13 protein-coding genes are annotated in these 16413 nt (G+C 69.8%); 6 read left to right on the top strand and 7 right to left on the bottom strand.

The genetic code is table 11. From position 1 onward, the window contains the following. The first annotated feature begins 26 nt into the window (after window positions 1-26). The 5 genes from VFE83_RS00265 to VFE83_RS00245 all read left to right on the top strand — a co-directional run bounded on the left by VFE83_RS00265 (window position 27) and on the right by VFE83_RS00245 (window position 7890). Window positions 27-1967 (top strand): TonB-dependent receptor domain-containing protein, encoded by a 1941-nt coding sequence (locus tag VFE83_RS00265; protein WP_324902859.1) that lies wholly within the window; start codon window positions 27-29, stop codon window positions 1965-1967. Continuing rightward, window positions 1967-5923, top strand: a complete 3957-nt coding sequence (gene cobN / locus VFE83_RS00260) for a cobaltochelatase subunit CobN (RefSeq protein WP_324902858.1) — start codon at window positions 1967-1969, stop codon at window positions 5921-5923. Before VFE83_RS00265 ends, cobN begins: the two co-directional genes overlap by 1 nt. Beyond that, complete coding sequence (locus tag VFE83_RS00255) at window positions 5920-6432, top strand: MotA/TolQ/ExbB proton channel family protein (protein ID WP_324902857.1); 513 nt, start codon at window positions 5920-5922, stop codon at window positions 6430-6432. Before cobN ends, VFE83_RS00255 begins: the two co-directional genes overlap by 4 nt. After that, the gene (locus VFE83_RS00250) at window positions 6432-6761 is read left to right on the top strand and encodes a DUF2149 domain-containing protein (RefSeq protein WP_324902856.1); all 330 of its coding nucleotides are present in this window, start codon (window positions 6432-6434) and stop codon (window positions 6759-6761) included. The genes VFE83_RS00255 and VFE83_RS00250 overlap by 1 nt, the downstream gene beginning before the upstream one ends. 118 nt (window positions 6762-6879) lie before the next feature. Then, window positions 6880-7890: a hypothetical protein gene (locus VFE83_RS00245; protein ID WP_324902855.1), complete on the top strand. Its 1011-nt coding sequence runs from the start codon at window positions 6880-6882 to the stop codon at window positions 7888-7890. A gap of 12 nt (window positions 7891-7902) precedes the next feature. Here VFE83_RS00245 and VFE83_RS00240 read toward each other — a convergent pair whose 3' ends face one another. The 7 genes from VFE83_RS00240 to VFE83_RS00210 all read right to left on the bottom strand — a co-directional run bounded on the left by VFE83_RS00240 (window position 7903) and on the right by VFE83_RS00210 (window position 15593). Next, window positions 7903-8997 carry a saccharopine dehydrogenase family protein gene (locus VFE83_RS00240; protein ID WP_324902854.1) on the bottom strand — a complete coding sequence of 365 codons (1095 nt, stop codon included), beginning with the start codon at window positions 8995-8997 and terminating at the stop codon, window positions 7903-7905. Beyond that, window positions 8994-9893, bottom strand: a complete 900-nt coding sequence (locus tag VFE83_RS00235) for an alpha/beta hydrolase (RefSeq protein WP_324902853.1) — start codon at window positions 9891-9893, stop codon at window positions 8994-8996. Before VFE83_RS00235 ends, VFE83_RS00240 begins: the two co-directional genes overlap by 4 nt. Beyond that, window positions 9893-10030: a hypothetical protein gene (locus tag VFE83_RS00230; protein ID WP_324902852.1), complete on the bottom strand. Its 138-nt coding sequence runs from the start codon at window positions 10028-10030 to the stop codon at window positions 9893-9895. The genes VFE83_RS00235 and VFE83_RS00230 overlap by 1 nt, the downstream gene beginning before the upstream one ends. Window positions 10031-10117: 87 nt before the next feature. Further along, complete coding sequence (locus VFE83_RS00225; RefSeq protein ID WP_324902851.1) at window positions 10118-10954, bottom strand: AraC family transcriptional regulator; 837 nt, start codon at window positions 10952-10954, stop codon at window positions 10118-10120. Between the two features lie 157 nt (window positions 10955-11111). Beyond that, window positions 11112-14126 carry a sensor histidine kinase gene (locus tag VFE83_RS00220; RefSeq protein ID WP_324902850.1) on the bottom strand — a complete coding sequence of 1005 codons (3015 nt, stop codon included), beginning with the start codon at window positions 14124-14126 and terminating at the stop codon, window positions 11112-11114. A gap of 183 nt (window positions 14127-14309) precedes the next feature. Beyond that, window positions 14310-14606, bottom strand: a complete 297-nt coding sequence (locus VFE83_RS00215; RefSeq protein WP_324902849.1) for a hypothetical protein — start codon at window positions 14604-14606, stop codon at window positions 14310-14312. A 108-nt stretch (window positions 14607-14714) separates the two neighbouring features. After that, the gene (locus VFE83_RS00210) at window positions 14715-15593 is read right to left on the bottom strand and encodes a LysR substrate-binding domain-containing protein (protein WP_324902848.1); all 879 of its coding nucleotides are present in this window, start codon (window positions 15591-15593) and stop codon (window positions 14715-14717) included. Between the two features lie 96 nt (window positions 15594-15689). Between VFE83_RS00210 and VFE83_RS00205 the strand changes: the two genes are divergently transcribed. Beyond that, entirely contained in the window at window positions 15690-16409 is a 720-nt protein-coding gene (locus VFE83_RS00205) for an FMN-dependent NADH-azoreductase (RefSeq protein WP_324902847.1), read from the top strand. Window positions 16410-16413 lie beyond the last annotated feature (4 nt).

Here is a 16413-nt window from a genome sequence, read left to right as displayed (position 1 = left end):
TAACATATCGAAATAGGGGAACTCCGATGTCTGCATTGCTTCTCTCCGGTCGCGCGCTGACCGTCGCGCTGGCCGTGCCCGGCGTTGCCGCCGCCAACGGCGTCGCGTCCGAACTTCCGGCGGTCGTGGTGACCGCCACGGCCACCGAGCGGCTGCTCGACGACGCACCCGCCTCCATCTCGGTCATCACCCGCGAACAGTTGCAGCAGCGGCCGGTGATGGACCTGGCCGACGCGGTCCGCGGCAGCACCGGCGTGACCGTGGGCGGCATCGGGCTGGGCCGCCGCGGGATCCGCATCCGCGGCATGGACAGCGAGTACACGCTGGTGCTGGTCGACGGGCGCCGCATCAACGCCGCCAGCGACGCGATCGCCCACGCCGATTTCGACTTGGGCTGGATGCCGGCCGAGGCGATCGAACGCATCGAAGTGGTGCGCGGTCCGATGTCGTCGCTCTACGGCTCCGAGGCGCTGGGCGGCGTGGTCAACGTCATCACCCGCAGCGCGACCGACACCTGGCTGGGCAGCGCGACGTTCAACGGTGGCCGCGTCGATGGCGACCTCGGCGGCGACGCGTGGCAGGCCGGCGTGTATGCCGGCGGCCCGCTGGTCGACGGCGTGCTGGGCATGAGTTTCCAGGCCGAGTCCCGGCGCAAGGAGACCACCGTCGATCCCTCCGACGCGCGCCTCACCGAACAGGAAGGACGCGATGCCGACAACGGCAGCCTGACGGTCAGCTGGACGCCGGACGACGCGCAGCGCATCGACCTGACCCATCTGGAAGGACGCGAGGAACGCTGGCGCGATGCGATGCAGTCGGGCACGCCCGCCTATGTTTACGAAACCCGCGACCACATCGAGCGAAGCCAGACCTCGCTGACCCATCGCGGCAACTGGACCTGGGGCGACAGCGCGTTGCGCGCATATCGCTCCACGCTGGACCGCGACAACACGCGGTCGCGCGGCGAGCCGACGCGGCCGCAGCGCCTGCGCGAGGACATCGTCGATGGACATGTGAGCGCGCAACTGTGGCAGCACCACCGGCTCAGCCTAGGCGGCGAATGGCGCCGAGAGGAACTCACCGACGCCACCGTCAATGCACTCGCACATGCGGACTCGGTGCAGCGCGCGCTGTTCGTGCAGGACGAAATCACGCTGACACCGGATGCGTCGCTGGTGCTGGGCGACCGCGCCGACCATCACCCGCAGTTCGGCTGGCACCACAGCCCGCGCGCCTATGCGGTGTGGCATCCAAGCGCGGCGTGGACGCTGAAGGGCGGCATGGGCAGCGGCTTCAAGGCACCGACGCTGAAGCAACTCTCGCCGCAGTATTCGGCGGTGGGCGGCGGCGGCCGCTTCACCATCTTCGGCAACCCGGACCTCAAGCCGGAAACCGCGACCTCGTACGAGCTGGCCGCAACGCGCCACGGCGATGGCTGGTCGCTGGGTGCAACGGCCTTCCACAACGAACTGGAAGACCTGATCCAGACGATCTGCGTGTCGGCGTGCGGCGTGCGCGGTCGCGAGGTACGCAACTACGTCAACGTCGCCGAAGCGCGCCTGCGCGGTGTGGAGCTGAGCGGCGGAGTCGACCTGCCCGCGCAGCTTCGACTGGATGCCAACGCCACCTGGCTCGAGACACGCGACCGCACCACCGGCCTGCCGCTCAACGAACGCCCGCAACACAGCGGCGCGGCGACGCTGGCCTGGACGCCCACGCAGGCGCTGCGTGCGGGCTTGCGCTCGGAATATGTGGGCACGCAGTGGCAGTTGTCGGGCACGCAGCGGTTGCGGCTGCCTGCGTACACGTTGTGGTCGCTCGACGTCGGCTATCGCATCAGTGAAACGCTGAGCCTGCGCGCCAGCATCGAGAACCTGGCCGATGAGCGCCTCGACGAGAGTTCGGCGCTGTATCCGTATCCGGAAACCGGCCGCTACTACAACGTCGGCCTGACACTGAGCTTCTGATGCGCCGGCTCAGTTCAGCGTGGTGGTGGCTGGGGCTGGCGCTGGCGTCGCTCCTGCCGCTGTCGGCGGCGACACAGGAACGCGCGGCCGCGGTCCCGGTGCGCGTCACTGTCGTCGCCAACGATTTCGTGCTTCCCGGCAAGACGGCACGTCTGTCCGCATGGGGCCGCGACAAGGGCGTCGTGTTCCGCCACGTCGCGGCGGAACGCGCCGATGGCGACCCGTCGCAATGGCTGCGCGACACCGACGTGGCCATTCTGGACACGCCGCGCCCTTCCGACGCCGCGCAGGTACGCGAGGCGCTCGGCGATGCGCTGGAACGCGCGGAGGTTCCGTGGGTGCAGGTCGGTGGCGGCGCGCCCAGCTTCGGTGCGCTGCCTGCCGATCAGGCACGCCGCGTGATCGGCTACTACGGCGCCGGCGGTGAGGCCAACTTCCGTGCGTTGATCGATTACCTCGCCGCACAGCGCGAGGGCGCGGACACGTCCACGATTCCGCCGCCGCAGGCGCTTCCACAGACGGGCTTCCATCATCCGTGGGCGCCGCGCGTGTTCGCCGACGCAGCGGCCTATCTGGCATGGCGCGGCGAACGCGGCACGCCCGCAGATGCGCCGACCGTGGCGATGCTGATCGCACCCGGCATGGTAACGTCCATGCAGACCGCGATCGTGGATGCCGCGATCGAACGCAGCCAGGCGCACGGCGTCAATGGGGTCGCGGTGTGGTTCGACGCCGGCTCTGCGGACGCGCTCGGCAAGGCGCTGCAGGGCCTCAGTGTCGACGCCATCGTCAATTTCACCCACCTGCAGAACGGCGAAGCACGGCGTCAGGAGTTCGAACGTCTCGGCGTGCCGGTGTTGCAGACGCTCAACCATCGGCAGGGAACGCCGCAGGCCTGGCGCGCCGCATCGCAGGGCGTGGCGATGCCGCTGGTGGCGACGTTCCTCGCGGTGCCCGAAGGCTGGGGCATGAGCGATACGCTGGTAGTCGGCGCGGTGGAACATGGCGAACCAGTGCCGATCGCCGAACAGGTCGAGGCGCTCGCAGCGAAGCTAGCGCGGCTGGTCGCGCTGCGACGCAAGCCCGCGGCGCACAAGTCGCTGGCGCTGATGTTCTGGAACTATCCCGCAGGCGAGAAGAACCTGTCCGCCTCGCACCTCAACGTGCCGCGCAGCTTGGAGCGGCTCACGCAACGGTTGGCGGAAGCGGGTTACCGCGTGCCTCCGACCGGTGAAGCGCAACTCATCGCCGATGCGCAGGCGATGCTCGGCGGACTGTACCGGCCCGACACGCTCGACGAGCTGCTGCGGCGCGATCTGGCCGCGACCTTTCCCGTGGCGCGCTACCGCCAGTGGCTGCAGACGCTGCCCGCCGAGCGGCGTGATGCGCTGCTGGCTCGCTGGAGTGCGCCCGAAACGCATCCCGCCGTGCGCGAAATCGATGGCGAACCGATGTTCGTGATCCCGCGACTGCGACTGGACCGCCTCGTCGTGATGCCGCAGCCGCCGCGCGCCGAACGCGTCGGCCAGGCCACGCACGACCAGGCTTCGCTGCCCGGCCACCTGTACCTGGCCACCTATCTCTTCGTGCGCGAAGGCTTCCGCGCCGACGCGCTGATCCATTTCGGAACGCACGGCACGCAGGAATGGACGCCGGGCAAGGACCGCGGGCTGTGGGTCAACGACTTCCCGTTCCTCACGCTGGGCGACCTGCCGGTCTTCTATCCCTACATCCAGGACAACGTCGGCGAAGCGGTCCAGGCCAAGCGGCGCGGACGCGCGGTGACCATCAGCCACCAGACGCCGGCGTTCGCGCCCGCCGGGCTCTACGACGAACTGCGCGACCTGCACGCGCTCGTACACGAATACCAGCAACTGGAAGACGGTGGCGTCCGCACGCGCACTCAGCAGGCGTTGCTCGCCGCCGCGGAGCGCGCCGGCCTCATCGGCGACATGGGCTGGCAGCGCGACGCGGCACGCGACGACTTCACCGGCTTCTTCAACGCACTGCACGATCACCTGCACGAGCTCGCGCGCAGCTCCACGCCGCTGGGCCTGCACACCTTCGGCGAAGCGGCCGCGCCCGGACACCGCCTGGCGACCGTCATGCAGCAGCTGGGCGAGCCGTACTACCGCGCGCTCGGACTGGATCCGGCCGAGGTCTTCGCCGAGGACTACACGCAACTGCAGGCCTCGCCACCGTATCGCCTGCTGCACCGGCACCTGCGCGAGGGCGTGTCGCTGGACGAGGTGCGCGACGACACGCTGCGCGAACTGCTGCGTCGCGCGAAGGAATTCGACGCCGCGCTGGCCGACACACAGGAAATCGAATCGCTGCTGACCGCGTTGGAGGGCGGCTTCGTGCGGCCCGGCGCCGGTGGCGACCCGGTGCGTAATCCCGACGTGCGCAGCGGCCGCAACCTGTTTCCGTTCGAGCCGGACAAGATCCCGACGCGCGCAGCGTATGAGGCCGGTGGCGAGGCGCTGGCGCAACTGCTGGCCGCGTATCGCGACGAGCATGGCGGACGCACTCCGGAGAAGCTCGCTTTCAGCCTGTGGTCGTCCGAGGCAATACGCCATCTCGGCGTCCTGGAGAGCCAGGTGTTGCACGCGCTCGGGCTGCGTCCGGTCTGGAACGAGGGCGGTCGTGTCACCGCGCTGGAGATCGTGCCCGATAGTGAACTGAAGCATCCACGCATCGATGCCGTGGTGCAGGTCACCAGCGTGTATCGCGACCAGTTCGACGGCTTCATGCGGATGCTCGCGCAGGCCATCGACCGGCTTGTCGCGCAAGGCGATGCGGCGACGAATCCGGTGGCACGCAACAGCGAGGCCGTCGAGCGGACACTGATCGAACGCGGCGTGGCGCCCGAGCTCGCGCGGCAGCTTGCCCGGCTTCGCGTGTTCGGCAATGCGCCGGGCGAGTACGGCAGCGGGCTGCCAGACGCGGTACTGGCCGAATCCGGCGACAAGCGCGACGAGGCGCTGGCGCAGGGTTTCCTTGAGCGCCTGCAGTACGGCTACGGCGCGAGCGACTGGGGCACCACGCTCGGCGCGGACCAGGGCAACCTGTTCGCCGAGCAGCTGCGCGGCGTGCAGGCGGCGGTGCTGGCGCGTTCGTCCAACCTGCACGGCATGCTGTCCACCGACCACCCGTTCGAGTACCTCGGCGGCCTGTCGCTGGCGGTACGTCATCTCGACGGCGCCAGTCCTGCGCTGTACGTGTCGGACCTGCGCGGGCAGCGGCCGCGCACCAGCAGCGCGAAGCACTTCCTCGCCGCGGAACTGCGCAGCCGGCAGCTCAATCCGCAGTGGATCCGGGCGATGCAGCAGGAAGGCTACGCCGGCACGCTGCAGGTACTGGACACGGTCAACAACCTGTTCGGCTGGCAGCTCACCGACCCATCGATGGTGCGCGACGCGCAGTGGCAGGCGATCCACGACACCTACGTGCGCGACGTGCGCAAGCTGGGCATCGACGAGTGGTTCGAACGCGCCAATCCGACTGCACAGCGGCAGATGATCACGCGCATGCGCGAGGCGATCGAACGCGGTCACTGGAATGCCGACGCGCGCACGCGGTCCGAACTGGAACAGCGCCAGCGCGAACTGGCCGCCATGACCAACGCACGCAGCGAGTCGACCGTGGGCATGCCGTCCGGCCCCGGGTTCGGCCTAGGCGCAGATGCTTCGCTGGCGCAATCCGATGCGGCAAGCGCAGCGGCGCCCCCACCGGCATCCGCCTCCGCCAGTTCCGCTGCGGCCACACCCGCGAAGCCCGCACCGCCGCAGGTGCGCGGACGCGTGCTGCAGGAGGTCGCGCAGCCCGAATCCGCGGTCGCCAGCCCCTGGCACACGCAGTTCGGCCTGGCCCTGCTCGCCCTGTGCCTGGCACTGGGCGCATGGCGGCAGCGCCGCATGACCCACGTTTCGATCCACCCGGAGCCAACCCGATGAACCTGCTGGAAACCACCCTGTACGACCTCTCGCACCTGTTCCTGGCGCCGGTGCTGCTGCTGATCCTGCTGTCGCTGGGCTATGCGTTCGTGGTGCTGGGCGCCTTTCTGATGGAGGCGTGGCAGCGCAGTCGCGGCCGGCACCGCTCGGTGCTCGCGGGCTGGCAGGCGCGCAGCGGTGCGGGCAGCGACGACATGGAGCTGTGGATCATGAAGCGCCTGGAATGGCTGCGGATCGTCTCGCGCACCGCGCCGATGCTCGGCCTGGTCGCCACCATGATCCCGATGGGCCCGGCGCTGCTGGCGCTGACGCGCGGCGATGCCGCCACCGTCGGCGAGAACCTCGTGGTCGCGTTCTCCGCCGTCATCCTGGCGCTGGTCGCCGCCAGCCTGTGCTTCCTGGTGCTCACCGTGCGCCGCCGCTGGCTGCTGCAGGAACTGCGCGACATCGAACGCAAGCGCCCGCATTCCAGCGCGGACCATCGCACTGCGCTGCAGGAGGCGGCCTGATGCGCTTTCTCGAACACGACGAGGCTGACGACCCGATCCTGTCGGTGGTCAACCTGATCGACCTGTTCCTGGTGGTGATCGGCATCCTGATGATCGTGATCGTGCGCAACCCGCTCAATCCGTTCTCGCAGGACAAGGTGGTGGTGGTCGAGAACCCGGGCGAAGCCGACATGCGCATCCTGGTGAAGGACGGCGAGGAGCTGACCCGCTACGAATCCACCGGCGAGATCGGCGAAGGCGGCGGAGTGCGCGCCGGCGTGACGTACCGCCTGGCCGACGGGCGCATGGTGTACGTGCCAGAGGGCGGCGACGCGCCGCGCGCGGAGTAATGGAGTCGTTGCCGCATGCGACCGTGAGGGCCGCCTGCGTCGGCGCCATGACCTTTGGCGCAGGTGCCACCGTCGCCCGCATGGTGTCGTGTCGCGCATCCCTCACGGAAGACGATCCATGCGATTCCCCATTCTTCATGCCGCGCTGGCCACGCTGCTGGGTGCGGCGGCCCTGCCTGCGCTGGCAGGCAACGGCGTCCTTACCCTCGACGTGCACGAGAAGACCACCGGCACGACGATGCCGGCAATGGTGTTCCATCCGGCACGCGACGTTCCCGCCGACACGGTGACGCCGTTCGGTTCGTATGGCGTACGGGCGATGCCCGGTGCGGCGATGGCAGAAGGGCGCTTTCCGCTGGTGCTCATCTCGCATGGCCACGGCGGTGGCGCGCTGGGGCATCACGACCTCGCGACGACGCTGGCCGATGCTGGCTTCATCGTGGCCAGCATCGAGCACGCCGGCGACAGCTACCGCGACCAGAGCGGCTTCGGCACCGAGCGCGTGCTGCTGGGCCGCGCCTGGCAGGTGTCCGCCCTGATCGACACGCTGCTGGCCGATCCGCGCCTGGCGCCGCACATCGACGCCACCCGCATCGGCGTGGCCGGCTTCTCCGCCGGCGGGTACACCAGCCTGTTGCTGCTCGGCGCGAAACCGGATTTCTCGCGCCACGCGATGTACTGCGGCGAGCAAGCCGATGACGTCGAGATCTGCCAGCAGCCCGCGGCGAAGGCCGAGCCGCTGACGCAGCGGCCGCCCACCGCCGACGCGCGCATCCGTGCCGGTCTCGTGATGGCGCCGCTGGGCATCTTCTTCGACCGCGCGGCGCTGCAGGACGTCGCCGCGCCGGTGCAGCTGTACGCGGCCATGTCCGACGGCGTGCTGCTGCCCGCCTACAACGCGCTGCCGGTGCGCGACGGACTGCCGAACCTGCACGGCTTTCGCGCCATCGTCGGCGCGGATCATTACGTGTTCCTTGCGCCGTGCGGACCGGCGATGGCCGAGAACGTGCCGGTCCTGTGCAAGGACCCGCCCGGCATCGACCGTGAAGCGCTGCACCGGCAGATCAACGCGGACGCCGTGCAGTTCTTCCGGGACGTGCTGGGACCGGACGCCACGGCGCAGCGCTGATCCGCGAGCACGTCATCCCGCAGCGAGCGGCGACAGTGCGTCCACGCTTTCGCCGTCAGCACTTCGCGTCCGTTCCGTTTCGATCCGTAGCGACAACGAATCCGGCGTCAGCGCGGTGAGGAAGTCGCGCGCGTCGAAAGCCTCGCCGGCGGCCCACGCGCCCGGCGCGACGTCGCCGGCCATCACGCGCTCCATCGCCTCCACGATCAGCGGCGCACTCACCGCGTAGATGTCGCGGCCCTGTGCGACGGCACGCCGCAGCTGTCCACCGCGACGAACGTGCACGTCGACGATGAACTGCTGTCCGGAGCGGCCACGTTCGTCGCTGGCCACGGGCGAAGGCGTCTGCGGATCGCGCAGGTCGTGCAGCGGCGCCAGGTTCATGTACGAGCGCACGTGCCTGCTTCGCAAATGCCGCGCGATGGCGACGACTTCCGACAGCGTGAGCAGCACGACATCCTGCTCGCCCATCGGTTCCGGGTAGGTCCAGCGGCCGGTCGTTGCCGGATCCGGAATCACCTGCAGCTCGCCTTCTTCCACCACCCAGCGTCGCCAGTGGTTGCGCGTGCCGGTGATGCGCGTCCCGGCGGTGGGATGCCAGCTGTCCAGACCGACCGCGATGTCGATGCTGTCGGCGTCCGGCCAGTCGGCGAGCGCGGCGGTAGCCAGCAGATCGGCCAGTGCACCGTAGAACGCGACCGACGGCATCGCCACGATGCCCGCGGCCCGCGCGCGTTCGGCGTAGTCCTCGAACACCGTGAAGGCGGCGCGCTGCTCGGCGCTGGTGTCGAAGTAGTGGATGCCGGCGCGTAGGGCCGCCTCCAGCACCGGCTCGGCCGTGTCGAGGAACGGACCGGCCGCGTTGATCACCGCGACCGCGCCGGCGAAGGCGCGGTCGAGTACATCCGGATCGTCGATGGCCGCCACGCGGCCCTCCAGCTCCGGATACCGCGCGAGCAGCGACGCCAGCTTCCCCGCGTCGCGACCGCACGCGATCGGCGTCCAGCCGCGCCGCCGCAGTTCGTCGATGATGAAACGCCCCGTGTGGCCGTAGGCGCCGTACACCGCGACCTCGCCACGGCCGTGCTCATGCTGTGCGTGATTCATGCGTGCGCCTTCTCGTCCTTCGTCGCGGCGAGCGCGCCATCCACTGCAGCCCAGTGCGCGCGCAGCTCGCGGTTGAAGTCGGCCCAGCGCTCCTCCGGGAAGAAGATGCGCGCGCCGTCGAAGTCGACGCGACGCACCGCGCCCGGAATGGTCTGCTGCAGCCAGCGCGCCCATTCCACGGGGAAATACACGTCGTCCGTGCCCCATGCGATCAGCGTCGGCGTCGCCAGCCTGCGCAGGCCGTCCTCGATGTCCAGCGTATGCCGGCAGTCGAACGCGTTGACGAAGCGTTCGAGTTCACGCAACCGCGTGGGCGAATCGATGAAGGGACGCAGGTAGGTCGTGATGGTTTCGTCGCTTACGTCGTCGGGACGCTCGTAGGCGGGCGCCAGTGCCTGTCGGTAGACGTCGTGGTCGTTCCACATCGCTTTGAGCGTGTCCGGCAGTCCGCCGGCCGCCACCATCGAGACGAAGCCCTGGAACGCTTCCGGCGGCCAGTTGTCGTGCGCGTCGCAGTTGGTCAGCGTCAGGCTGCGCAGGCGCTGCGGATACAGCGCCGCGAAGATCTGGCAGATGCCGCCACCGCTGTCGTTGCCGACCAGGTCCACGCGATCGATGCCCAGCGCATCGAGGAACTGCGCCAGCATGTGCGCATTGGCCGTTACCGATACGTCCTGTCCGTCGGCGGCGTCAGTATGGCCGTGCGCCAGCAGGTCCACGGCGATGCAGCGGCGCACGTCGGACAGTTCACGCAACTGGTGGCGCCACAGATAGCCGTTGAGCAGCACGCCGTGGACGAACAGCGCGACCGGGCCGCTTCCGCGCTCGACATAGCCGACCACGCCCGAAGGCGTGGTCGCCGTGCGGCGCGCTTCGAAGAATCCGCGCGCGTCCATCACGCTTCCGCTCCGGCTTCGCGCAACTTCTGCGCGCATTCCTCGCAGCACACCTCGACGGTGCGGCCGCCGATGGTCACTTCCACGGCATTGCCGTCCAGCGGGTAATCGCACACCGCACAGGTCTTCTCGCTCATGACACGCTCCGGTTCACGCCCTGCAGTTCGGGCATGCACAGAAGACCATCGCGACCACGCCGCGGCTGTCGGAATCTTTAGCGAACGTCAGCCGCTCTTCGCCAGCGCGGCGGCGCGGAACTCGGACGGCGTGCGGCCATAGGCCTGCTTGAACGCGGCGGTGAAATGGCTGTGGCTGGAAAAGCCCAGGTCCATCGCCAGCGCCGAAACGTCCTCGCAATGCGCCAGCCCATCCAGCGCGCGCGCCAGCCGCAGGCGCAGGTGATAGCGATGCAGCGGCACGCCCTCGACCTGCTGGAACGCCTGCGTGAGGTACACGGGCGAGCCGCCGATCTCCGCGGCGATGTCGGCGAGCTTCCATTGCCGGGAGAGATCGCTGGCCAGCAGCACCTTCACGCGATCCACCAGGCGCCGGCGACCCTGCGTGGCGCGGGTCTCGTGCGTGGTGCGCGGACCCAGGCTGCGGCACACCAGGGTGAGCGCCAGGCTTTCGGCCTCCAGCGGTTCGATGCTGCGGCGGTCCAGGCTGTGGCGCAGCAGCGCCACCAGCACCTGCGCGCGCGGATCGATGCGCAGCGACTGCATGCGGAACGCCGGATCCTCGTGGCTGTGGAGCAGTTCGGCCGGCGCGAGTTCGCGCAGCAGCTCCTGCGACACCGCCAGTACCAGGCTGGAGTCGCCGCCATCGACCGGATGGCTGACGCTGTAGCCTTCGCCCGCATTGAAGAACAGCACGTGGTTGGCATCGGCGACGGACTGCTCGCTGCCGACGTGGCGCGTGTACAGCCCGCGATACGGGAACACCAGGTGCGTGGCGCGCGCGCACTCCTCCGCGCTGCGGTGGCGGCAGGTGCCGCGGCAGCGCACGTCCTTGACCGTCACGGTGCCGGTGTCGAGCAGCGGATTGATCGAGAAATCGGACATGGACCTCGGGCGGTCGAGCTTGCGGCGGAGAGACGAGGCGATCAGGCAGGCGCGATCGCATGGCACATCGGGCGCGCGACCGCGTCGCTCGGCGGCGTTGCCCCAGTAGAACCCATCGTCGTCGCAGCGGCTGTCGAAATCTTTACCCGGTCGCGCGTCAGCTTCCGTCCGGTCGACGCAGGAACGCCTGCCAGCGTGGCCGGCGGCGCGGATAGGCCGCCGCGGCGGGCACGCGCAGGTTCACGTCGGTGCCTGCGCCGACGCGCGACAGGATGTCGAGGTGCCCGCCGATGCGTTCGGCCCGTTCGTACATGCCGTCCAGGCCCCAGTGGCCGGGGCGGCTTGGCGCGTGCTCCGGCATGCCGACTCCGTCGTCGCGCACACGCAGGCGCAGCTCGCGCGGGTGGTAGCCCAGTTCGATCTCCACCGTGGCAGCGGATGCGTGATGCAGTGCGTTGAGCACCGCCTCGCGGCCGATCAGGTACAGCTCTTCGGCGATGCCCGGCAGCAGCGGACGGGGCTTTCCTTCCACCACCAGGCGCATGTCCGGCAGCGGCTCGGCCTGTACCTCGTCGCGCACGTGCAGCAGCGCATTGCCGAGGTCGTGCCAGTACTGCACGTCGCCGCGCAGGCCGCGCACGCGATCGCGGCCCTCGGCCAGCGCGCGTTCGGCCAGATCCATGGCCTTGTCCAGGTCCTGCCGCACGGGGTCGTCCTCGCGCAGCCCCTGGCTGGCCGCGTGCAACCTCAGGATCAGGCCCTGCGTGCCCTGCAGCAGCGTGTCGTGCAGCTCGCGGGCGATGCGTTCGCGCTCACCGTAGCGTTCGCGCAGGCGCAGGCGGATCTGGTGCGCCAGGTGGCGCAGGCGCAGCAGGTACGCGATCCACGCGATCGACAGCACCAGCAGCACGCACAGCACGCGGAACCACAGCGTCTGGTAGTACAGAGGCGCGATGGTCAGCGTCAGCGAATCGCCGACCTCGTTCCACACGCCGTCGTTGTTGGCCGCGACCACGCGGAAGGTGTACGTGCCCGGCGGCGGATCGCTGTAGAACGCCATGCGCCGGTTGCCGGCCTCCTGCCACGCGGTGTCGTGGCCTTCCAGCCGGTAGCGGAAGCGCACGCGCTCAGGGATGGACAGGCTCAACGCGGTATAGCCGATCTGCAGGTTGCGGATGCCCGCGGGCAGTTCCACCACGCCCTTGCCGGGACGGAACGCCTGCTGGTCCGCACTGACCGAACGGATCCGCACCGGCGGCGGAATCGTGTTGCGACGGAGCGAAGCGGGGTCGATCGACACCACGCCGCCGGTGGTCGCGAACCAGAGCCAGCCATCGCCGGTTTCCACCGCCGTCGGAATGGGCCGGAATTGCGCGGGAATGCCCGGCACGCCATCGAGGAAGTCGAACCGCTCATAGCGCGGCTGCCGGCCCGCATCATCGAACAAATGCGCGGTGGCGTTCGCCGGCACGCGCAGGATTCCGCGCGCGCCGTTCAACCACAGGTCGCCATTGCGGCCCTGGACAATGCCCGTAATGCCGCGGAAGGCGCTGGCCTCGCCTGTCTGCATGCTGCGCAGCCTTCCGCCGGCAAATCGCGCCAAGCCGCGCTCGCCGCCGATCCAGATGCCGCCCGCGCTTTCGGTCAGCGCGGTCACGTTGCCGACCGACAGGCCCTGCGCCGCCCCGAGTTCGCGCAGCGCGCCGTCCTTCATCAGACTGATGCTGTTGCGCGCGAAGCCCATCCACAGCGTGCCGTCGGCGGCGCACAGCAGCGTGAGCGGCGATGCGCCATCGGGCATGCCCGCCAGATCGCGGAAGTGCCGCCACCGGCCGTCCTGCAGCCGCCATACGCCCGGCGTGTTCAGCGACACCCACAGCGCGCCGTCGCGGGCCTTCGCGATCGCCTGCACGCCGGAGTAGTTCTCGATCGGCAACGCAGTGACTTCGCGCAGCCGTCCGTCCTGCAGGGCCCACAGGCCGTTCGGCCCGCCCAGCCACGTGACGCCATCGTGGTCGCGGTGCACCGCGGTGATCGGAGGCGCCAGGTCGAGGAACTCGATGCGATGCCCCTTCAGCCGCATCAGCGGATTGTTGCGACTGCCGATCAGCACCGACCCGGCACGGCCCGCCCCGATCGCGAAATCCTGCGCGCCGTCCGGCAGCAGCGCCGGCATCACGTTGGAATGGCGGAAGCGGTCGAGCCCGCGGCTGCTGCCGATCCACAGGTTGCCCTCGCGATCTTCCAGCACCGGGTGCACGTAGTCCGAGCTGAGCCCGTCGATGCGGCGGAACGCTTCGAATGCGGCGTCCTGCGCATCGGCGCCGTCCGTGCGCGGCACCGTCGGGTACTGCAGGCGATGCAGGCCTTCGCCCAGCGTCGTCGCCCACAGTGCACCGTCGCGATCGAACAGCAGCCCGGCCGAGGGCTGCGCCAGTGCCTGCGTCGTCGCCGTGCGGCCATCCAGCGGGAGCTGGCGCACGGCGCCGTCGGACTCGGCGATCCAGATGCCGCCGTCGGGCGCCTGCGCGATCTGGCTGATGCGTCCGACCTGCGCATCGACGCTTTCGAAGACGGTGTGCCCCTTGCGCAGGAAGGCGACGCCCTGCTCCGTCGCCACCCACAGCGTGCCCGCGCGATCGACGAACACCGTGCGCGCCTGGCGACCGGGAAAGCGCCACTGCGCGCCCAGTCGCTCCCAGCGGCTGCCCTGCAGGCGCACCAGGCCGGTGAACGTGGCCGCCCACAGTGTGCCGCCCTGGTCCTGTGCGAATCGGAACACGGTGCTGGTCGGCAGGCCCTGCGCCTCGCCGTAATGCGTCAGCGTGTCGCCCTGCAGGAAGCTCACGGCGCCGTAGCGGAATCCGATCCACAGCCCACCGCTGTCGGGTGCGTACAGCGTGGAGATGCTGGTCGCGGGAAACGCGTTGGAGTCGGGCGGATCGAAGCGCTCGAACTGCACGCCGTCGAAGCGGAACAGGCCGATCTGCGTGGCCAGCCACAGGTAACCGTCGCGCGTCTGCGCCAGCGCGGTGATCTGACCCGGCGCGCCTTCCTTCACCGTCCACGCGGTGTGGTGGAACTGGCCGATGCGGCGCGTGGCGTCCAGCGCGTGCGCAACGTTGACCAGCGACAGCAGCAGGCACGCGAGCAGCGTCGCGACGGCGCGCACGCGCCGTCCCGTCGTCCGGCCGCCGGGGCCGTTTGGCTGGTCGCTCCGACCGGTCACCTGATCCCCTTGGCTGGACTGCCGGTGCGTCCGCATCCGCGGGCGCACTCCGGTGCATGTTCGCGATCCATTCTGCAGTGGCGCCGGCGGTCCTTCATGCGCCGGAAGGCCGGGGCTGCCTGCCTCTCACGACAGGCCCTCCACGACCACGGCGGCAAGCGGCGCCAGCACCGCGACGACCAGCAACCCGTACACCAGGCACTTCGCGTTGAAATCGACCGCCTCGGCATGATCGCCCCGCCTGACCAGCACGCCAGCGCGTGCGGCGAACGCGAAGACCCACAACGATCCCAGCGCCAGCACCAGGACCATGCTGTCGTGGCTGCCATCGCCATGCACCGCCAGCAGCGACGACAGCCCCACCATGAGCAGGTTGAACGCGGTGATGGCGATGACGGCTGTTCTCGCGGTCGAAGGTTTCATGCGCGTGTCGACGGGTGGTGGACGTGGCCGGCATGCATCCGTCATCGCCCGGCGGGATGCCGCAGGTTCATGGAATCCACCGCCGCAATCAATCCGGCCAGACGCTGCTCAGGCCGACGTGGCGCCTTCGGCCAGCAACCATTCGCGCACCTGCACCACGTCCGCATCCGCGTCGAGCGCCTGCGGCCACACCAGATGGAAGGCGTGCCCGGCCAGTTCCGGCCCGAACGGCTGGCACAGCAGGCCGCCGCGCAGTTCGTCTTCCACCAGCGCCAGGTTGACCAGCGCGATGCCCTGCCCGGCGATCGCCGCCTGGATGGCGTGGACCTCGTCGGAGAAGTGCAGTTGCCGCGGGCGCGGCGCCACGCCGGCGCGCTCGAACCAGAGCGGCCAGTCCGGCGTGACCGCATCGCGCCGGAACCATTCGAAGCCGATCAGCGGCACGCGCGCCAGATCGTCCGCGCCCTGCACGCGCAATGCCGGCGCGCACACCGGAGCGAAACGCGACGGCAACAGCGGCGTCGATTCCAGCCCGGGATATCGCCCCGGGCCATAGCGGATCGCCAGTTGCGCGGCGCCACCGTGCAGGTCGACCGGCTCGTCGCTGGTATGCAGGTGAAGCGCGATGCCCGGGTGCGCCCGCGCCAGCCGCGGCAGCAGCCACCGCGAGGCGAACGCCATGGTCGTGCTCAGTACCAGCGCGCGTTGCCGCGCCTGCGGGCGCACGTTGCGCACCGCCCGCTCCATCGCGTCAAACCCGTCGCGCAGCGCGGGGAACAGGCTCTGTCCCGCCGGCGTCAGGTCCACGCGCCGGGTGCCGCGCACGAACAACGGCACGCCCAGGCGGTCCTCCAGCTGGCGGATCTGATGGCTGATGGCCGTGGGCGTGAGCGACAGCTCGGTCGCGGCGTGCTTGAAGCTCAGGTGCCGTGCGGCGGCCTCGAAGGCCCGCAACGCGGTCAGCGGCGGCAGATGACGGGCGCTCATGCCTGAATCCAATGCATCCGACGGATGCGCAATGATCGTTTTACGGCCGATATCTTAGGGGCAAACCTGTGCACACCCACCACCCACAGGTGAACCATGATCAGGCTTCTGCACATCGACTCCAGCGCGCGCCCCGGCGGCTCCGACGAACACCCGCACGGCTCCCACACGCGCCGGCTGTCGGCCCGCTTCATCAGGCAATGGCGGTCGCACCGGCCGCTGGACACCGTGATCCATCGCGACTTGGCGCTGCAGCCGCCGACGCCGGTGACCGGGCAGTGGGTGCATGCCGCGTTCACCCCGCCGGCGCAGCGCGAACCGTGGATGCACGACGTGCTGGCCGAGAGCGACACCCTCATCGACGAACTCATCGCCGCCGACGTCATCGTGATCGGCGCGCCCATGTACAACTTCGGCATGCCGTCCACGCTCAAGGCGTGGATCGACAACATCGTCCGCGTGGGTCGCACGTTCGGCTTCGACCGCCAGCGCGCGGGCGAACCGTACTGGCCGCTGCTTGCCGACCAGCGCAAGCGGCTGGTGCTGCTGGGCGCGCGCGGCGACCACGGCTACGACCCCGGCCAGCGCCTGCACGCCGACAACCACGTCGAGGCCGGCGTGATCACGCCACTGCGCTACATCGGCATCGCCCGCGCGGACTGCATCGCGATCGAGTACGACGAATTCCGCGACGAGCGGCTGCAGGCTTCCATCGCCGCGGCGGAGGCACAGGTGGATGCGCTGGTCGCGCGACTGGTGGAAGAAATGACGAAGGCCACTTCCGCCGAGGTCAGCCCGCTCGCATGCGCGGGCTGATGCC

Origin of the sequence: Lysobacter sp. (genome assembly GCF_035655815.1) — a bacterium.
Classification (GTDB): domain Bacteria; phylum Pseudomonadota; class Gammaproteobacteria; order Xanthomonadales; family Xanthomonadaceae; genus Lysobacter_J.
The sequence above is the reverse complement of the archived record's forward strand: the minus strand, read 5'-3'. Positions and strand labels throughout refer to the sequence as shown.

What these genes read in the sequence shown, in the direction of transcription:
- VFE83_RS00265 (WP_324902859.1), top strand. Translation starts at nt 27, where the DNA reads ATGTCTGCATTGCTTCTCTCCGGTCGCGCGCTGACCGTCGCGCTGGCC.
- cobN (WP_324902858.1), top strand. Translation starts at nt 1,967, where the DNA reads ATGCGCCGGCTCAGTTCAGCGTGGTGGTGGCTGGGGCTGGCGCTGGCG.
- VFE83_RS00255 (WP_324902857.1), top strand. Translation starts at nt 5,920, where the DNA reads ATGAACCTGCTGGAAACCACCCTGTACGACCTCTCGCACCTGTTCCTG.
- VFE83_RS00250 (WP_324902856.1), top strand. Translation starts at nt 6,432, where the DNA reads ATGCGCTTTCTCGAACACGACGAGGCTGACGACCCGATCCTGTCGGTG.
- VFE83_RS00245 (WP_324902855.1), top strand. Translation starts at nt 6,880, where the DNA reads ATGCGATTCCCCATTCTTCATGCCGCGCTGGCCACGCTGCTGGGTGCG.
- VFE83_RS00240 (WP_324902854.1), bottom strand. Translation starts at nt 8,997, where the DNA reads ATGAATCACGCACAGCATGAGCACGGCCGTGGCGAGGTCGCGGTGTAC.
- VFE83_RS00235 (WP_324902853.1), bottom strand. Translation starts at nt 9,893, where the DNA reads ATGGACGCGCGCGGATTCTTCGAAGCGCGCCGCACGGCGACCACGCCT.
- VFE83_RS00230 (WP_324902852.1), bottom strand. Translation starts at nt 10,030, where the DNA reads ATGAGCGAGAAGACCTGTGCGGTGTGCGATTACCCGCTGGACGGCAAT.
- VFE83_RS00225 (WP_324902851.1), bottom strand. Translation starts at nt 10,954, where the DNA reads ATGTCCGATTTCTCGATCAATCCGCTGCTCGACACCGGCACCGTGACG.
- VFE83_RS00215 (WP_324902849.1), bottom strand. Translation starts at nt 14,606, where the DNA reads ATGAAACCTTCGACCGCGAGAACAGCCGTCATCGCCATCACCGCGTTC.
- VFE83_RS00210 (WP_324902848.1), bottom strand. Translation starts at nt 15,593, where the DNA reads ATGAGCGCCCGTCATCTGCCGCCGCTGACCGCGTTGCGGGCCTTCGAG.
- VFE83_RS00205 (WP_324902847.1), top strand. Translation starts at nt 15,690, where the DNA reads ATGATCAGGCTTCTGCACATCGACTCCAGCGCGCGCCCCGGCGGCTCC.